General features: G+C 69.5%; 12 protein-coding genes, 1 pseudogene and 1 riboswitch. Of the genes and pseudogenes, 6 read left to right on the top strand and 7 right to left on the bottom strand.

Annotated features, from left to right (window positions below; genetic code table 11):
• Positions 1 to 206: 206 nt before the first annotated feature.
• From AC1DWT_RS31950 to AC1DWT_RS31940, 3 genes and pseudogenes are all read right to left on the bottom strand, one after another.
• Positions 207 to 275 (bottom strand): putative leader peptide, encoded by a 69-nt coding sequence (locus AC1DWT_RS31950; RefSeq protein ID WP_369325290.1) that lies wholly within the window; start codon positions 273 to 275, stop codon positions 207 to 209.
• Positions 276 to 303: 28 nt separating this feature from the next.
• Positions 304 to 1,599, bottom strand: a complete 1,296-nt coding sequence (locus AC1DWT_RS31945; RefSeq protein WP_378679034.1) for an aminotransferase class V-fold PLP-dependent enzyme — start codon at positions 1,597 to 1,599, stop codon at positions 304 to 306.
• Between the two features lie 51 nt (positions 1,600 to 1,650).
• A riboswitch (SAM riboswitch) is annotated at positions 1,651 to 1,765 on the bottom strand.
• A gap of 79 nt (positions 1,766 to 1,844) precedes the next feature.
• A pseudogene (locus tag AC1DWT_RS31940) lies at positions 1,845 to 2,462 on the bottom strand (Mce/MlaD family protein); the annotation flags it as partial.
• Positions 2,463 to 2,820: 358 nt separating this feature from the next.
• Here AC1DWT_RS31940 and AC1DWT_RS31935 point away from each other — a divergent pair.
• From AC1DWT_RS31935 to AC1DWT_RS31920, 4 genes are read left to right on the top strand one after another with little or no spacing between them, the layout of a single operon-like run.
• Positions 2,821 to 4,302 (top strand): purine-cytosine permease family protein, encoded by a 1,482-nt coding sequence (locus AC1DWT_RS31935; protein WP_378679037.1) that lies wholly within the window; start codon positions 2,821 to 2,823, stop codon positions 4,300 to 4,302.
• A 26-nt stretch (positions 4,303 to 4,328) separates the two neighbouring features.
• A complete protein-coding gene (locus tag AC1DWT_RS31930) occupies positions 4,329 to 4,955 on the top strand; it encodes a TetR/AcrR family transcriptional regulator (protein WP_072947337.1) in 627 nt (208 codons plus the stop codon).
• The gene (locus AC1DWT_RS31925) at positions 4,952 to 5,950 is read left to right on the top strand and encodes a nitrilase-related carbon-nitrogen hydrolase (protein WP_477923730.1); all 999 of its coding nucleotides are present in this window, start codon (positions 4,952 to 4,954) and stop codon (positions 5,948 to 5,950) included. The genes AC1DWT_RS31930 and AC1DWT_RS31925 overlap by 4 nt, the downstream gene beginning before the upstream one ends.
• Complete coding sequence (locus AC1DWT_RS31920; RefSeq protein WP_477923728.1) at positions 5,947 to 6,972, top strand: agmatine deiminase family protein; 1,026 nt, start codon at positions 5,947 to 5,949, stop codon at positions 6,970 to 6,972. Before AC1DWT_RS31925 ends, AC1DWT_RS31920 begins: the two co-directional genes overlap by 4 nt.
• Here the strand turns inward: AC1DWT_RS31920 and AC1DWT_RS31915 are convergent.
• Both AC1DWT_RS31915 and AC1DWT_RS31910 read right to left on the bottom strand, forming a co-directional pair.
• A complete protein-coding gene (locus AC1DWT_RS31915) occupies positions 6,951 to 8,204 on the bottom strand; it encodes an RNA polymerase sigma factor (protein WP_072947334.1) in 1,254 nt (417 codons plus the stop codon). The genes AC1DWT_RS31920 and AC1DWT_RS31915 overlap by 22 nt on opposite strands.
• On the bottom strand, positions 8,204 to 8,905 hold the full coding sequence (locus tag AC1DWT_RS31910) for a YciI family protein (protein WP_072947333.1): 702 nt from the start codon (positions 8,903 to 8,905) through the stop codon (positions 8,204 to 8,206). The genes AC1DWT_RS31915 and AC1DWT_RS31910 overlap by 1 nt, the downstream gene beginning before the upstream one ends.
• A gap of 219 nt (positions 8,906 to 9,124) precedes the next feature.
• Here AC1DWT_RS31910 and AC1DWT_RS31905 point away from each other — a divergent pair, with 219 nt between their 5' ends.
• Positions 9,125 to 13,015 (top strand): Pls/PosA family non-ribosomal peptide synthetase, encoded by a 3,891-nt coding sequence (locus AC1DWT_RS31905; protein WP_477923726.1) that lies wholly within the window; start codon positions 9,125 to 9,127, stop codon positions 13,013 to 13,015.
• 14 nt (positions 13,016 to 13,029) lie between these two features.
• Positions 13,030 to 14,328: a M1 family metallopeptidase gene (locus AC1DWT_RS31900; RefSeq protein ID WP_072947393.1), complete on the top strand. Its 1,299-nt coding sequence runs from the start codon at positions 13,030 to 13,032 to the stop codon at positions 14,326 to 14,328.
• On the opposite strand, the gene AC1DWT_RS31895 is transcribed toward AC1DWT_RS31900, so the two are convergent.
• Together AC1DWT_RS31895 and AC1DWT_RS31890 are read right to left on the bottom strand one after the other, a co-directional pair.
• A complete protein-coding gene (locus AC1DWT_RS31895; RefSeq protein ID WP_477923724.1) occupies positions 14,259 to 15,593 on the bottom strand; it encodes an MFS transporter in 1,335 nt (444 codons plus the stop codon). The genes AC1DWT_RS31900 and AC1DWT_RS31895 overlap by 70 nt on opposite strands.
• Complete coding sequence (locus AC1DWT_RS31890; RefSeq protein ID WP_095862977.1) at positions 15,590 to 16,237, bottom strand: GntR family transcriptional regulator; 648 nt, start codon at positions 16,235 to 16,237, stop codon at positions 15,590 to 15,592. Before AC1DWT_RS31890 ends, AC1DWT_RS31895 begins: the two co-directional genes overlap by 4 nt.

Below are 16,237 nucleotides of genomic sequence, written 5' to 3'. Positions count from 1 at the left end.
CCGTCGAGTCGGCGGTCAGGTCCACCCAGTAGTCGGCACCGTTGATCGGCCGCGTGCCTGCGGCGCCCTCGGCGGCCGGGTGGTGTCCCGATCCGGTCAGCTCGACGGCGACGCGAAGGGGACGGGAAACGAAGGCATTGTCTCGAGACATAAGGGTTCCTCGGGAATGACGTGTGCGTGTGAGTGAAACGGAGCGGGAAGACCGGTCAGCTCGAACACATACCCGAGGCGGTTCGGCACAGATCGACATGCCGACGGCACCAGTGAGCAATCATTGTGCTCCCAGCCTGCGATGCCATGCCGTCATACTAGCGCGTCTCGCGAAAAGCGGGTCTCGGGCACCGGATTCCACTGGCCGCTCTCCTTGGCGTAGGCCCAGTTCCGGCGTCCCGCCACCAGGGTGCACACGGCGTCGACCAGCCGATCCACGTCCTCCGAGCAGCTTCCGAGACCCAGGCTCACCCGCACGGCACCGTCGGGCTTGCCGAGGCGGCCGAGCAGCGGGTGTGCGCAGAAGCGTCCGTCGCGAACTCCGATTCCGTGTTCGGCGGACAGGTAGGCGGCGATCTCCCCCGGCTCGAAACCGTCGATCGTGAACGTCACGATTCCCACGGTGTCGGGGGCGTCCGACCACAGCCGCAGGAACTCCAGGCCGTCGACGGAACCGAGGCCGTCGAGCAGCCGGCCGGTGAGTGCCGCCTCGTGTTCGGCCACCGTGCCGAAGTCGAGTTCGGACAGCGCATCGCACGCGGCGGCGAGGGCAGCGGCGCCGAGCACGTTGGGGGTTCCCGCCTCGTGCCGGGCGGGGGCAGGCGCCCACTGGGTGGATTCGACGGTCACGTTCCGGACCGCGCCGCCGCCCGCGAGGTAGGGCTCGGCGGCGTCGAGCCAGTCCCGGCGGCCCACGAGCACGCCGGCGCCGAACGGGGCGTACAGCTTGTGCCCGGAGAAGGCGAGGTAGTCGACACCCCACTCCTCGACGTCGATGCGGCGGTGCGGTGCGAGCTGAGCGGCGTCGACGAGAATCCGTGCGCCGCAACGATGCGCCACCTCGGCGAGGGCGGCGATCGGCAGCACCTCACCGGTGACGTTGGACGCCCCCGTCACCGCGAGCAGGGCGGTGGGCTTCGAGCACAGTTCGGCGACGAGCAGCCGGACGGTCTCGGCCAGCGTGTCCGCCGCCCGCACGACGCGAGAGTCCTTCCACGGCAGCAGGTTCGCGTGGTGTTCGATGTCGAGGACGACGGTGCTGCCGGGAACGCAGCCGGCGAGCAGGTTCAGCGAGTCGGTGGTGTTGCGGGTGAACACCACCACCTGGTCGTCGCACGCTCCGACGAACCGGGCCACCGAGTCGCGGGCCTTCTCGTAGCACTCGGTCGACACCCGCGAGGCGTAACCGGCGCCGCGGTGCACGCTGGAGTACGTCGGAAGCAGGGCACCGATACGGTCCGTCACCTGCGCCAACGCCGGCGCACTGGCCGCGTAGTCGAAGTTCACGTAGGTGCAGTCGCCGCCCTGAACGAGCGGAACCCGCAGGTCGGAACCCGAAACCTGAGCCAGGGGGGCAACACACACGTCAGCGGTCAATACAGCAGTCATCACGACATCCCTCGTAGTCAGGGACTCGTCGCAGGGTCGGTGCCCTCTCGGAGTCCGCGCTTGCCGGGTTCGGTATGAACCTCAGCCTGGTCGTCACCCGGAGCACCCCGCCGCGGTGGAGGGTTGCCGACCAGCTAGCCGGGGCTTGACGCTGGTACTCGTGACCTGTTTCGAAGATTGCAGGATCGGCGCGCAGTTGTCAACCCGACACCGGGAGGGTCCGGGATCCGGGCTCGGCGCTCGCGTCAGTTGGGGGTGACTCCGAGCAGCGGGGCGAGCCGATTCGCAATCAGGTTGAGGTCCAGCTTGTTCGGGTCCTTCTTGGGCGTGGAGTCCCACGGCTGAACGGTGGCGGGGTCGCCGAACACGATCCGGTTCGCGCTGCGGACGCCGGTGAGACTGCCCTGCGGGGCCGCACAGGTGGCGGCGGTGTTCTGCGGGAAGTCCTGCTGCGTGTCGTCGAAGTTCGGATCCTGGCGCTTCATCTCCCGGAGGATCGCCCGGGTGCCCTCCTACCCGACGGTGCACGACGGCGGGTTGTTCGTCTCGGCCACCCGGCCCAGGTGCACGGAGATCACCTTCGCCGTGGCGGACAGGGTGGCGAGGTTCGTCGTGATGCCGGGGCCCGCATCCGAGACCAGTTGCCCCAGTTGCTTTCTCGCGGGATTTCCGTTATCGATCAGCCGCCGGACATCGGGGTCGCTGCTGCGCAGCCGGTCCGCCAGCGACTGAAGGTCTTCACCCTTTCCGTCGAATGCCGCGCCGAGTTCCGTCACGACGGTGTGGAGCGCGTCGATCGGCGCGGATTCGGTCAATCCCTTTGCGCTGGCGAGTAACTCCTCGACGGGCATCGGCTTGGCCGTGCCCCCCGGGGGGGCGACGAGAACGAAGCCGATCAGCTGCCACCGGACCATCGGCGACCTCACCGTGCGCCCTCGATGTCGCACCGGTCGAGCACCGCCCCCGCGGCGGTGAGCCGGCGCCGGCTCACGAGACGACTGGCGATGGCGGCCGCAGACACAGGCACTCCGATGACAGGTAGCTACATGAGACGAACGGTCACACATATAGCTAGTCCGGTCGCCGGAGCAGCGCAAACTCCGCACAGTCCGCGGTGGCGCACGTCACCGTCTGGTCTTGACTGAATTTTCAGTTTGGAATATGTTCGGTAGCCAACAGGACGTGATACCGGTCACCTCCGCCCCGAATGTGAGGTCCGCAGTGTCCACGAATCTCGACCCGACGACGCCCCTCGACGACACCGCTCCMTCCCCGCCGGAGGACCGGTTCGGCCACGTCGAGACGATCGGCGTGGAGTACATCCCCGAATCGGAACGCGATTCGCGACCGCTCAACATGCTCGCGGTGTTCTTCGGCGGCAATCTGGCGTTCTCCGTGATCGTGTTCGGCTGGCTCCCCATCACATTCGGGCTCAGCTTCGGCAGCGCGCTGGCGGCCAGCGCGATCGGCATCGGGCTCGGAACGCTCCTCATCGCTCCCCTGTCACTCCTGGGACCGCGCACCGGCACGAACAACACCGTGTCGAGTGGTGCGCACTTCGGCGTGAGCGGACGGATGATCGGCTCCGGGCTCACCCTCCTCTTCGCCCTCGCGTACGCGGCGATCGCGGTCTGGACGTCGGGGGACGCACTGATCGCCGCCGCCCACCGCCTGTTCGGCACACCGGTCGACAACGGCATGCTCGCCCTCGGCTACGGCATCATCGCCGCCGAGATCGTGGCCGTCGCACTGTTCGGCCACGGCACGGTGGTCGCGCTCCAGAAGTTCGTGCTGCCCGTCGTCGCCGCACTACTCTTGCTGGGGGTCTTCGCGTTCGGTGGCCACTTCGACGGCGGCGCGGGCAGCGGCGACTACCTGCTCGGCGGTTTCTGGCCGACCTGGATTCTGGCCGTGGTCCTCGCCGTCGGCGGTCCGCTGTCCTACGCCCCGACGCTCGGCGACTACAGCAGGCGGATCTCCCGGGTGCGGTTCAGCGACCGTTCGATCGTCGCGGCCACCATGGCCGGCATCTTCTTCGGACTGTTCCTGACCGCGGCATTCGGTTCGTTCACCGCGTCGACGTTCACCACGCTGAGCGACTCCTACGTCGCCGACCTGGTGGCGGAGGCTCCCGGCTGGTACGTGCTGCCGATCGTCCTCGTCGCCCTCGCGGGCGGACTCGGCCAGGGCGTCCTCAACGTCTACGCCAGCGGACTCGACCTGGAGGCGCTGATCCCCCGGTTACGCCGCGTCCACACGACGCTGATCACGTCGGCGCTCGCGGTGGCCCTGCTCTACATCGGTGTCTTCGTCGTCGACGCCGTCGATTCGATCACGGCGATGACATTGGTGCTCAACGGTTTCGCCGCGCCGTGGGTCGCGATCAACGTCGCCGGCTTCCTGGCTGCGCGGCGAGGGCAGTACGACGCCGTCGATCTCCAGGTGTTCAACCTGGGCCGGAAGGGCGGGCGGTACTGGTTCACCGGCGGCTGGAATCTTCGCGCCGTCATCCCCTGGGCCGCAGGATCGCTGTTCGGCCTGCTCGCGGTCGACACGTCGCTGTACTCCGGGCCTCTTGCCGACATCGCGCACGGTGTCGATGTCAGTCTGATCGGATCGTCGGTCATCGCCGTGGCCGGCTACCTCGTCGCGCTGCGACTGTGGCCCGAACACGTGGCCCCGGTCGAGGCGCCGTCGTCCTAGCGCGACACGAACCGAAGGAGATTCCGATGAGCGAGCGACGCGACGCGATTCTGAAGGCGAGCGCGACGGCGATTGCCCAGCGAGGTATCCGCGGGCTGCGCGTCAACGATGTCGCGGAGGTCGCGGGCGTCTCGCCGGGACTGCTGTACTACCACTTCAAGGATCGCATCGGCCTGCTCGAGGCCGCCCTGAACTACATCAACGACCGTGCCCGCGACTACCGCAGCGAGGGCGAGGGGTCCGCGGACTCCGCACGCGACCGGCTCACCCGCTCGCTCCTCGGCGAGATCCAGGACCGCCCCGAGGTCGTGGAGAACTCGCTGGCCTGGAACGAGTTACGCGCCTCCGCCGTGTACGAGGAGGCGCTGCGGGAGCCCCTCGCGCGGACCACCGCCGCGTGGGTTGCCGAGATCGCCGACGCGATCACGCAGGCGCAGGCCACCGGCGAGATCTCCCCCTCCCTCGACCCCCGGCGCACCGCGGTCACGATGACCGCCCTCGTCGAAGGACTGTCCGGGCGGTGGCTCTGCAAGGAGATCTCCACCGAGGACGCCCGCTCCCACCTGCTCGGCGCGATCGACGTCGTGATGTCCGAGCCCCCCAACCGCACCACCGACAACCCCGTCACCACCAGAACGAAGGAAAAACGATGACCATCCGCACGATCACCGCGCTGCCCGCACCCTCCTCCCCCGCACGTTCCACGGCGTCCGCCCGCACTCCGCTGCGGGTCGGGTTGGTGCAGCACCGCTGGCTCGCCGACGCGGACGCATTGCGCATCGGGTTGACCGACGCGATCGGCGAGGCGGCCGCCCTCGGCGCGGCWGTGGTGTTCCTGCCGGAACTCACGCTGTCGAAGTACCCCGCCGACACCCGCGCGACCGGGACACCCGGGCGCGACGCCGAGGACCTCACGACCGGACCGACATACAGTTTCGCGGCCGCCGCCGCTGCCCGCCACCAGGTCTGCGTCCACGCCTCGCTGTACGAGAGGGCCGACGCCCCGGACGGTCTCGGTTTCAACACCGCCATCCTCGTGTCCCCGTCCGGTGAACTGCTCTCCCGGACACGCAAGCTGCACATCCCCGTCAGCGCCGGCTACTACGAGGACACCTACTTCCGCGGAGGCCCCGCCGACGACGCCTACCCCGTCTACCGGCCTGCCGAACTGGGCGGCGCCGCCCTCGGACTGCCGACGTGCTGGGACGAATGGTTCCCCGAGGTGGCGCGGATGTACTCGCTCGCCGGCGCGGAGATCCTGGTCTACCCCACCGCGATCGGGTCCGAGCCGAGCTTCCCGGCGTTCGACACGCAGCCGATCTGGCAGCACGTGATCGTCGGAAACGGCATCACCAGTGGCACATTCATGGTTGTCCCGAACCGTTGCGGCAACGAGGGCGGCATCGACTTCTACGGTTCCTCGTTCATCTCCGACCCGTACGGCCGAGTGCTGGTGTCCGCTCCCCGCGACGAGGAAGCGGTCCTCGTGGCCGACCTCGACCTCGACCAGCGCAAGGACTGGCTCGACCTCTTCCCGTTCCTGACCACCCGTAGGCCGGACACGTACACCCGGCTGACGGACGCCGTCGACCACGAGCACCCCTACGGTCTTCCATCGACGGTCGCCGCCGCGGAGACCCTGTCATGACCTGGCGGATGCCCAGCGAGACGGAACCTCAGGAGCGGGTCTGGATGGCGTTCCCGCCTCTCGGGGCGTCGATGACCGCGACGGCGGACGACGCCCACGAGGCGCGGACCGCGTGGGCGGCCGCCGCCCACGCGGTCGCCGAATTCGAACCGGTCACCATGGTCGTCGATCCGGCAGACAGGAACGTCGCCCGGCAGTACCTGTCCCCGGACATCGACGTGGTCGAGGCGCCCCTCGACGACGCCTGGATGCGCGACATCGGTCCCACGTTCGTCCTCGACGAGGAGGACCGCCTCGGTGCCGTCGACTGGGTGTTCAACGGCTGGGGACAGCAGGAGTGGGCCACCTGGGACCACGACCGCTCCATCGGCGCGGCCGTCACGGCGTGGTCGGGCGCCCGGCCGGTCCCATCGTCGATGGTCAACGAAGGCGGCGGAATTCAGGTGGACGGCCACGGAACCGTGTTCGTCACCGAAACGGTGCAACTGGACCCACTGCGCAACCCCGGCCTGGACGCGGCCGGGGTCGAGGCGGAACTCGCGCGCACGATCGGCGCCGAGCACGTCGTCTGGCTGCCGCGCGGCCTGACGCGGGATTCCGAGAAGTTCGGCACCAAGGGGCACGTCGACATCGTCGCGGCGCTTCCCGCACCCGGGGTGGTCCTGGTGCACTGCCAGCGCGACCCGTCCCACCCCGACCACGAGGTGACCGCCGAGATCCTGAAGGTGCTGTCCGACAGCCGTGACCGGTCCGGTGCGCCGTGGCGGATCGTCGAGGTGCCCGCGCCGACGGTCCTGCGTGACGAGGAGGGGTGGGTCGACTACAGCTACATCAATCACCTCGTCGTCAACGGCGGCATCATCGCGTGCGGCTTCGACGACCCCCACGACGCCCTCGCCCGCGACATCCTGTCGAGCGTCTACCCGGGTCGTCGCGTCGTCACCGTCGATGCCCGGCAGATCTTCGCGCGGGGCGGCGGCATCCACTGCATCACCCAGCATCAGCCGCGCGGGCGGATCTGACGGGCACCGGTTTCGCCGTCCACTTCCGTGAGCCGTCGGGTCAGGAAACGCCGGGTCGGTTCGTTCGCCGCCAGTGCGATCGCGGCGCGGTATTCCACGCTCGCCTCCGCCGGCCTGCCTGCTCGGCGCAGCAGGTCGGCGCGGGTGGCGTGCAGGGTGTGCGTCCGGGCCAGCCTCGGTTCCCCGACGAGCGCGTCCACCTCGGCGAGGCCGGCGTCGGGACCGTCACGGAAACTCACGGCGACAGCGTGATTGAGACGGACCGCGGGTGAGTCACCGTACGCGGCGAGATCGTCGTATCCGGAGACGACGGCATCCCAGTCGGTGGCTTCCCAGTTCGGCGCCGTCGCGTGGGCGGCGGCAATCGCGGCCTGCGCGCTGTACGGACCGCCTCCCCGGCGCCGGGCGGCCCGCAGGCACACGACGCCTTCCTCGATCTTCGCCCGGTCCCACCGCCTGCGATCCTGGCACTCGAGCGGGACAAGGTCACCGGCGTCGTCGGTGCGCTGGGTCCGCCTGCTGTCGTGGAACAGCATGAGCGCCATCAACGCCCACGCCTCACCCTCGTCCGGCATCAGCTCGCACAGCAACCGGCCGAGCCGCAGCGCCTCGTCGCAGAGTTCGTCCCGGATCGCGGCGTCACCGGACGTGGCCGAATACCCCTCGGTGAACACCAGGTAGATGCAGGCGAGCACCTGCGGGGTGCGCTCGGGAAGCAGATGGTCGGGCGGAACCCGGAACGGGATCCCGGCCGTCCGGATCTTGGCCTTGGCGCGGCTGAGCCGTTGGGACACGGTCGGTTCCGGGGCGAGGAACAACCGGGCGATCTCCGCAGGCCTCAGCCCGGCCACCAGCCGGAGCGTCAACGCCACCTGCGACTCCGAGGACAGCGCGGGATGGCAGCACGTGAACATGAGCCGCAACTGGTCGTCACGCACCGGCCACACCTCTTCCTCGTCCGGAGGCGGAACGAGCCTCGCCGCATCGTGCTCCTTGTCGCCGCGCAGCGACTCCCTGCGTAACCGGTCCAGTGCCCGGTTGCGGGCGACGGTCGTGATCCACGCCCCCGGGTTGTTCGGCACACCCGAATCCGGCCAGCTGCGGATCGCCTCGGCGAACGCCTCCTGCACCGCGTCTTCCGCGAGGGACAGATCGCCGACCATCCGAGCCACGGTGGCCAGCGCCCGACCGGACTCCTCCCGAAAGACGCGGCTCAGCGTGTCGCCGTCCATTACTCGGCGAAGTCGACGATCTGCCGGAGTTCGATGCAGCCTTTCGGCGACACCGGGATCTTCGCCGACAACGCGATCGCGCTCTCCCGGTCGTCGGCTGCGAGCACGTACAGACCGTTCGCGACCTCGGTGGTCTCGGCGAAGGGGCCGTCGGTGAGCAGAAGTTCGCCGTCGCGGACGCGGATCGTCGTCGCGGAGTCCGGCGGATACAGGGCTCCGCCACCATGCACCGCGGACCCGGCGAGGCGACCGAACTTCTCGTGCTCGGCCATCCCCTCGTCCCACTGGGGTGTGCCCGGCGCCACCGCCGCCGCCACCGGTTCGCGGAGCAGCGCCATCCAGCAGCCTTTCTGATCGGTCACGGGCATCCACTCGAACATCGGCCACAACTCGATGATCGCCTCGGGGATGTGCCGCGCGACATTCAGCACCTCGTCCAGGTCCGGTCCCTCGAGAACGTAGAAACCACCGATCACCTCCGCGGTCTCCGCGAACGGACCGTCCGTGATCAGCGCGCGGCCGCCCTCGTTCCGGATGGTCGCCGCCTCCGTGCTCGGATACAAGGCACCACCTCCTACGATCGCGGAGCCCGCTCTCTCCGTGAACGCCTGATGGCGCGCAACGGCCACCGCGAACTCCGGACTGTCCGGTGCCCATTCTGTGGCGTTCTTCTCGTCCGCCAGCAATGCCAGGTAGTACATGGGGTCATCCTTCCTCGGTTCGAAGGAACTCGGGTGCTCCCTCTGACCAGACGACGAAGAAAAGTAGCGAACTTCTACATCCGCGGCGAGAAACCTCCAACAGCAGGTGAAGAATGGTCGAAGAAGGCCTGCCAACCACCAACTGTTCACCATCTGGCCACTTGATCGTGAGATAACGAGCCGTACGCACCACTACCCGCTCAGAGAAGGAATCCTGGATTGTCTCTCCAGTCGCCGACGGATTCGGACCTGTCGCTCCGTATACCCCGGGAATTCCTCCGCCGTGAATTCGCACCGGCGCCGCGCACCCTCGTCGACATCCTGTTCGCGACGGCCGAGGCGAACCCCGAAGCCCCCGCGATCGACGACGGCACCACGTCGCTGACGTACCAGGAACTGCTCGAGGAGATCCGGCAGACCGCCGACGTCCTCGCCGGATCGGGAGTCGGGGCCGGCGATCGTGTCGGAATCCGCATGCCGTCCGGGTCGTGCTCGCTGTACGTCGCCATTCTGGCGACGCTCGCCGTCGGCGCCGCGTACGTGCCGGTCGACGCGGACGACCCCGAAGAACGCGCCGAACTCGTGTTCGGCGAGGCGCAGGTGCGGTGTGTGGTGACCGGTACCGGGATCATGGCCGGCACCGCACCGGCCAGGGCCGACGCGCCGAGCGCCCGCCCGCCGACCGTCGACGACGACGCGTGGATCATCTTCACCTCCGGGTCCACCGGCACCCCCAAGGGTGTCGCGGTGAATCATCGCAACGCGGCAGCGTTCGTGGACGCCGAGGCCCGGATGTTTCTGCAGGAAGACCCGATCCGGCCCGGCGACCGGGTGCTCGCCGGACTGTCGGTGGCGTTCGACGCGTCCTGCGAGGAGATGTGGCTGGCGTGGCGTCACGGCGCCTGCCTGGTTCCCGCACCCCGGTCGCTGGTGCGCAGCGGCATGGACCTCGGCCCGTGGCTCGTCGCCCGCGACGTCAGCATCGTCTCGACGGTGCCGACTCTGGCGTCGCTGTGGCCCGCCGAGGCCCTCGAGGCCGTGCGCCTGCTGATCTTCGGCGGCGAGGCCTGCCCGCCCGAACTGGCCGAACGCCTCGCCGTCGACGGTCGCGAGGTGTGGAACACGTACGGGCCCACCGAGGCGACGGTCGTGGCCTGCGGCGCCCTGATGGACGGTCGGAGCCCGGTCAGCATCGGCCTCCCGCTGGACGGCTGGGACCTCGCCGTCGTCGACGGATCCGGCGAACCCGTACCCGAGGGCGAGGTCGGCGAACTGGTCATCGGCGGTGTCGGCCTGGCCCGGTACCTCGACCCGGCGAAGGACGCCGAGAAGTACGCCCCGATGCCGACGCTCGGCTGGGATCGGGCCTACCGGAGCGGCGACCTGGTCCGCCTCGACCGCCGCGGACTGCTGTTCCAGGGCCGCGCCGACGACCAGGTGAAACTCGGCGGCAGGCGGATCGAGCTGGGCGAGGTCGACAACGCGCTGCAGAACCTCCCCGGCGTCGGCGGCGCCGCCGCGGCCGTGCGCCGGACCGGCGCCGGTCACCAGATCCTCGTCGGCTACCTGGCCAGCACCAACCCCGACTTCGACCTCAAGGCCGCGCACACCGCGCTCACCGGCCAGCTTCCGGCTGCGCTGGTCCCGCGGCTGGTGCTGGTCGACGAACTCCCCACCCGCACGTCGGGGAAGGTCGATCGCAACGCCCTTCCCTGGCCGCCGCCGGGCGTCGACGACGCCGCGGAGAAGCTTGGCCTCGAGGGCACACCGGCGTGGGTCGCCGAGTTGTGGACGTCGATTCTGGGCGCCGAGATCACCGGAACCGACGACGACTTCTTCGAACTCGGCGGTGGTTCCCTCTCCGCCGCCCAGCTGGTCACGGCGCTGCGCGAACGGTTCCCCGAAGTGACTGTCGCGCAACTCTACGATCATCCGCGGCTCGGTTCCCTCGCCGAATACCTCGACGAGCTGGCGCCGATCGACGCCGCCGAACCCCGCATCGTCACCCCGACTCCGCGGCGAAGCCAGCTCGCGCAGATCGCGGCCACGGTCCCGCTCACCACGCTCACCGGTCTGCAGTGGGTGACGTGGCTGGCGATCGCGAACAACGTCTTCTCCTGGTTCACGACCGTGTCCTGGGCGCCGACGGTGTCGTGGTGGTGGATTCTGCTCGCGTTCTTCGCGTTCATCAGCCCGGTCGGCCGGATGGCCATCTCGGTGCTCGGTTCACGGATCCTGCTGCGCGGGCTCGAGCCGGGAACGTACCCCCGCGGCGGCAGCGAACACCTGCGACTGTGGGTGGCACTGCGCCTCACCGAGGCCAGCGGCGCCGCGAACCTGTCCGGGGCCCCGTGGATGCTCTACTACGCGCGGGCGCTCGGCGCCGACGTCGGCAAGGGCGTCGACCTGCACACGCTGCCGCCGGTCACCGGCATGCTCGAACTCGGCGACGGCTGCTCCGTCGAACCGGAGGTCGACCTGTCCGGGCACTGGGTGGACGGCGACGTCGTGCACATCGGCGGGATCAAGATCGGCCCCGGCGCCTCGGTCGGCGCGCGATCGACGCTGCTGCCCGGCGCCACCATCGGACGTAACGCCGAAGTCGAGGCCGGTTCCGCCGTGTTCGGACGCGTCAAGGCCAATCAGCACTGGGCCGGTTCACCGGCGGTCAAGGTCGGCAAGGCGGTCCACCCGTGGCCGGAAGGGACCCCGCGCCGCGCGGCCTACTGGGTTCCCGCGTTCGGCGTGACGTCCATGCTCATCGCCGGACTGCCGATCTTCGCCCTCGTCGCAGGCATCGTGGTCGTCGGGTGGTGGATCCGCGACGCGGCAACGGTCGGGGCGGCCGCACTCCAGTCGCTGGTGATCCTCCCCGTCGCGACGCTCGTCAGCCTCGCCGTGTTCGCCGTCCTCACGGTCGTGTCCGTCCGGCTGCTGTCGATCAGGTTGCGCGAGGGCTACCACCCGGTCCGTAGTCGCATCGGCTGGCAGGTGTGGGCCACCGAACGGCTCATGGATTCGGCCCGCACGTTCCTGTTCCCGCTGTACGCGAGCCTGCTGACACCGGGTTGGCTGCGGTTGCTCGGCGCCCGGATCGGCAAGAACGTGGAAGCGTCGACCGTCCTCATGCTGCCGAAGTTCACGACCGTGGCGGACGGCGCGTTCCTCGCCGACGACACGATGATCGCGAGTTACGAACTCGGCGGCGGCTGGATGCACATCGAGCACGCGAAGGTCGGCAAGCGCGCGTTCCTCGGCAACTCCGGGATGACCGGCCCGGGTAGGCGGGTCCCCAAGAACGGTCTCGTCGCCGTGCTGTCGGCCACGCCGTCGAAGGCGAAATCCGGTTCCTCCTGGCTGGGCAGTCCGCCTGTCCGCCTCCGCCGGGCGCCCGGCGACACCGACGCCTCCCGCACGTTCCGTCCGCCGTTCCGGCTCAAGGTCGCTCGTGCCGTCGTCGAAACGTGCCGTCTCCTTCCCGTGATGGTGACGTTCGGGATCGGGCTCGGCGTGCTGTTCGCGGTGGAGGTGATGRCCGGCCGCGTCGGTTTCTGGCTCGCGGCGCTGGCCAGCGGGCTCGTGCTCCTCGTCGCGGGTGCGGCCGCCGGACTGATCTCCGTCATCGCGAAGTGGCTGGTGGTGGGTCGGATCGGCAAGATCGAACACCCGCTGTGGAGTTCGTTCGTGTGGCGGAACGAGGTGTCGGACGCGTTCGTGGAGACCGTCGCCGCACCCTGGTTCGCGCGCGCCGCCACCGGCACCGCAGTGCTGAACGTCTGGTTGCGCGGCCTCGGCGCCACCATCGGCAAGGGGGTGTGGTGTGAAACCTACTGGCTCCCCGAGGCCGATCTCGTGACGCTGGGCGACGGGGCGACCGTGGAACGGGGGTGCGTGGTGCAGACTCACCTGTTCCATGATCGGATCATGTCCATGGACACCGTCATCCTCGGAGCCGGAGCCACCCTCGGGCCGCACTGTGTCGCGCTGCCCGCCGCCCGGATCGGCGAAGGCGGCACGGTCGGACCGGCCTCCCTCGTCATGCGCGGCGACTCCGTGCCGCCGTCCACGCGGTGGCAGGGGAACCCGATCGCCCCCTGGGCGGCCACGTGAAGTCCGACAAGGGGATGGACGAGCCGGTCGACCCGTACCTCCCCCAAAACGGCAACCGTGGATACCGGGTGTCCCGGTACGAACTCGACCTCACCTACAAGGTCCACAGCAACCGGCTGACGGGCAAGGCCACGATCACCGCGGTCACGACCGCGGTACGTTCCCGGTTCGCCCTGGACCTGGCGGCCGGCATGCACGTCACGAAGGTCGCGGCCAACGGTTCCCGCAACACGAAGTGGCTGCACCGCAACGGCAAGCTGATCATCACGCCCGCGCAGAAGATCCCCCCGGGCGGCGCTCTCGTGCTCACCATCCAGTACGGGGGTTCGCCGAAACCGATCCGCAGCATGTGGGGTGAGGTCGGGTGGGAGGAATTGTCCGAGGGCGCCCTCGTCGCCAGTCAGCCCAACGGGGCGGCGTCCTGGTTCCCGTGCGACGACCATCCCAGCTCGAAAGCCAGCTACCGCATCGCGATCACGACCGATTCGCCGTACTACACGGTGGCCAACGGCGCGCTGGTGAGCAAACAGACCCGGGCCAGTCAGACGACGTGGGTGTACGAGCAGACCGAGCCGATGCCGAGTTACCTCGCCACCATCCAAATCGGGCCGTACGAGCGCCGCAGGTTCGGTTCCGGTGGTGTTCCCATGTTCGCCGTCCACCCGCCGCGGCTACGAGCGTCGTTCGACGTGGACTTCGGCCGACAGCCCCAGATGATGGACGTGTTCTCCCGGTTGTTCGGCCCCTACCCGTTCGCCGACTACACGGTGGTCGTGACGGACGACGAGTTGGAGATCCCGCTCGAGGCGCAGGGACTGTCCATCTTCGGCGCCAACCATTGCACCGGCAGGCGCTGGGCCGAGCGTCTGGTGGCGCACGAACTGGCCCACCAATGGTTCGGCAACAGCCTGACGCTCGGCCAGTGGCGGGACATCTGGTTGCACGAAGGCTTCGCCTGTTACGCCGAGTGGATCTGGTCGGAGAATTCCGGTGGACATTCGGCGCACCAACTCGCCCTGCAGGCGCATCAGGGCCTGGCCCGTAAACCACAGGACCTGATGATCGCCGATCCGGGACCGCAGCTGATGTTCGACGACCGCGTCTACAAGCGCGGCGCGCTCACGCTCCACGCGCTGCGGCGCCGGCTCGGCGACGACAAGTTCTTCGCGTTGCTGCGCGAGTGGACCCTGGCCCATCGCCACTCCACCGTCACGAGCGAGCAGTTCACCGATCTGGCCGCCCACTACACCGACGAATCGCTGCGCCTGCTGTGGGATTCGTGGCTCGGGGAGAAGACGCTGCCGTCGATGTGATCTGACGCCGCTTCCGAATTCGGCAGGTGCGCGCGCCACTTCGTGAGGGCGAGCGCGAGGCAGCCGACGGCCGCGACCGCCCCGAACACGAACATTCTCGAGTACGTCACCGCCGGGAACGTCTCGGACAGGTACGCCATCACGACGGGTGTCCCGAACCCCAGATACGTCAGCGAGTAGAAGACCGCGGTCAGTCCGGCGAGGTCGTCCGGGCCCGCGATCCGCTGGATCTCCTGCAGTCCCGACACCATCGCCATGCCGTATCCGCAGCCGAGCACGACGGCCGCGGCGAGCGCGAGCGGGACGGTCAGCGCGGACGCCGCGATCACCGCGACACCCATTCCGGCGACGACGACAACGAGCGAGACCACGACGGCCCGCGCGTTCCGGGGAGTGTCGATCTTGCGGCCGAGAGCCTGGATGGCGAAACCCGCCCCGAGGCCGACCATGCACATGAGCGCGGAGAACGCGAGCGGCAGCCCACCGGTGTTCCGGGACATCAGCGACGGGAGCACCGCGTAGGCGGCGGCCGCCGTGCCGAACACCCACGGCGCGAGCGGCACGATCACGAACAGGAACCGCTTGTGCGCGGCGGACGGGATCGCGAGGTCGCGGGCGAGGGAGACTCGTTCGGAGACGGGCTGGGCCGCGCGGGTCTCGGGGGCCCGCCACAGCGCGACGGCTGCGGCGACGGCGATCGCACTGTGCACGGCGTAGGACAGGACGCTCGGCAGCGACGCCCACTGCGCGAGAATACCGGCGACACCGGCACCCAGGCCGAACCCACCCGTCAGGCTCATCGCGGCCCGCCGCGCACCCGCACCGTCCGCGGCCGCGGGATCCCACGGCGGGGTCGACAACTCCTTCACCCAGCTGCCGCCGACGGCCATGCCGAGGCCGAGCGCGACGCCGCACAGGACGCGGCCGACGATGAGCATCGCCGCGGAGTCGGCGCCGAGGGCCAGGAGTGCGGAGCCGGCGACCGTCAGGAACGGCGCGGGGAGCAGGATCGGCCGTCGTCCCAGCCGGTCGGACAGTGGTCCGCCGAGGAGCAGGGCGGGCACGATCCCGACGACGTAGGCGAACAGGAACAGGTCGACCGTGACCGGTGAGAATCCGTGATCGGCGCGGTACATCCCGAGCAGCGGCGTGAACTCGTTGCCACCCCAGGCGACGGCGAACATGGTCGCGGCCACCAGCATCCAGGCGCGCGGCGACGCGAGGGCCTGCGGCATCTCCGTCGGGTATTCGCGGACGGCGGTCATCGCGCAACTCCTCTCGGGTTGAGGGCGTGGACCTGGCGCATGTGGACGAGCACCGCGGCGTCGAAGCCGGCGGCGTCACCGGCCTCGACGAGTTCCGTCAGCTGTTCGTGGTCGGCGATGATCCTGGGCAGCTGTCCCGGGTCGCGGGTGATGGAGTGTGCCGTCATCCGGCGCTGGCGCTCGCGGATGCTGGAGTAGAACGTCGCGAGCAGCGGGTTCTCGCCCGCCTCGACGATCATCCGGTGGAAGTCGGCGTCGGCGGCGCTGAAGGCCGCGACGTCGCCTCGTGCGGCGATCTCGCGCTGCTCCGCGAGGTTCTCGCGCAGGCGGGCGACGAGGAGTTGGCGGGCGTGCGGCTGATCGGCGAGCACCCGGACGCTGTGTGTCTCGACGAGTTGGCGGGCGTCGACCACGTGTTCCGCCTCGCCGTCCGCGACGGGCACGACGAGCGCGCCCCGCTTCGGGTACAGCCGCATCCAGCCCTCGGCCTCGAGCCGGAGGAAGGCCTCGCGCACCGGGGTGCGGCTGAGCCCCATCCGTCCGGCGATCTCGCCCTCGCTGATCAGCTCACCGCCGGGCAGGCCGCCCGACAGGATGAGTTCCTTGACCTCGCGATAGGCCTGCTCCGCGGCGGAATACAACAT

It is taken from the genome of Rhodococcus sp. P4_B6 (genome assembly GCF_056402215.1).
Note: the sequence above shows the minus strand (reverse complement) of the source record. Positions and strands in the feature narration are given on the sequence as shown.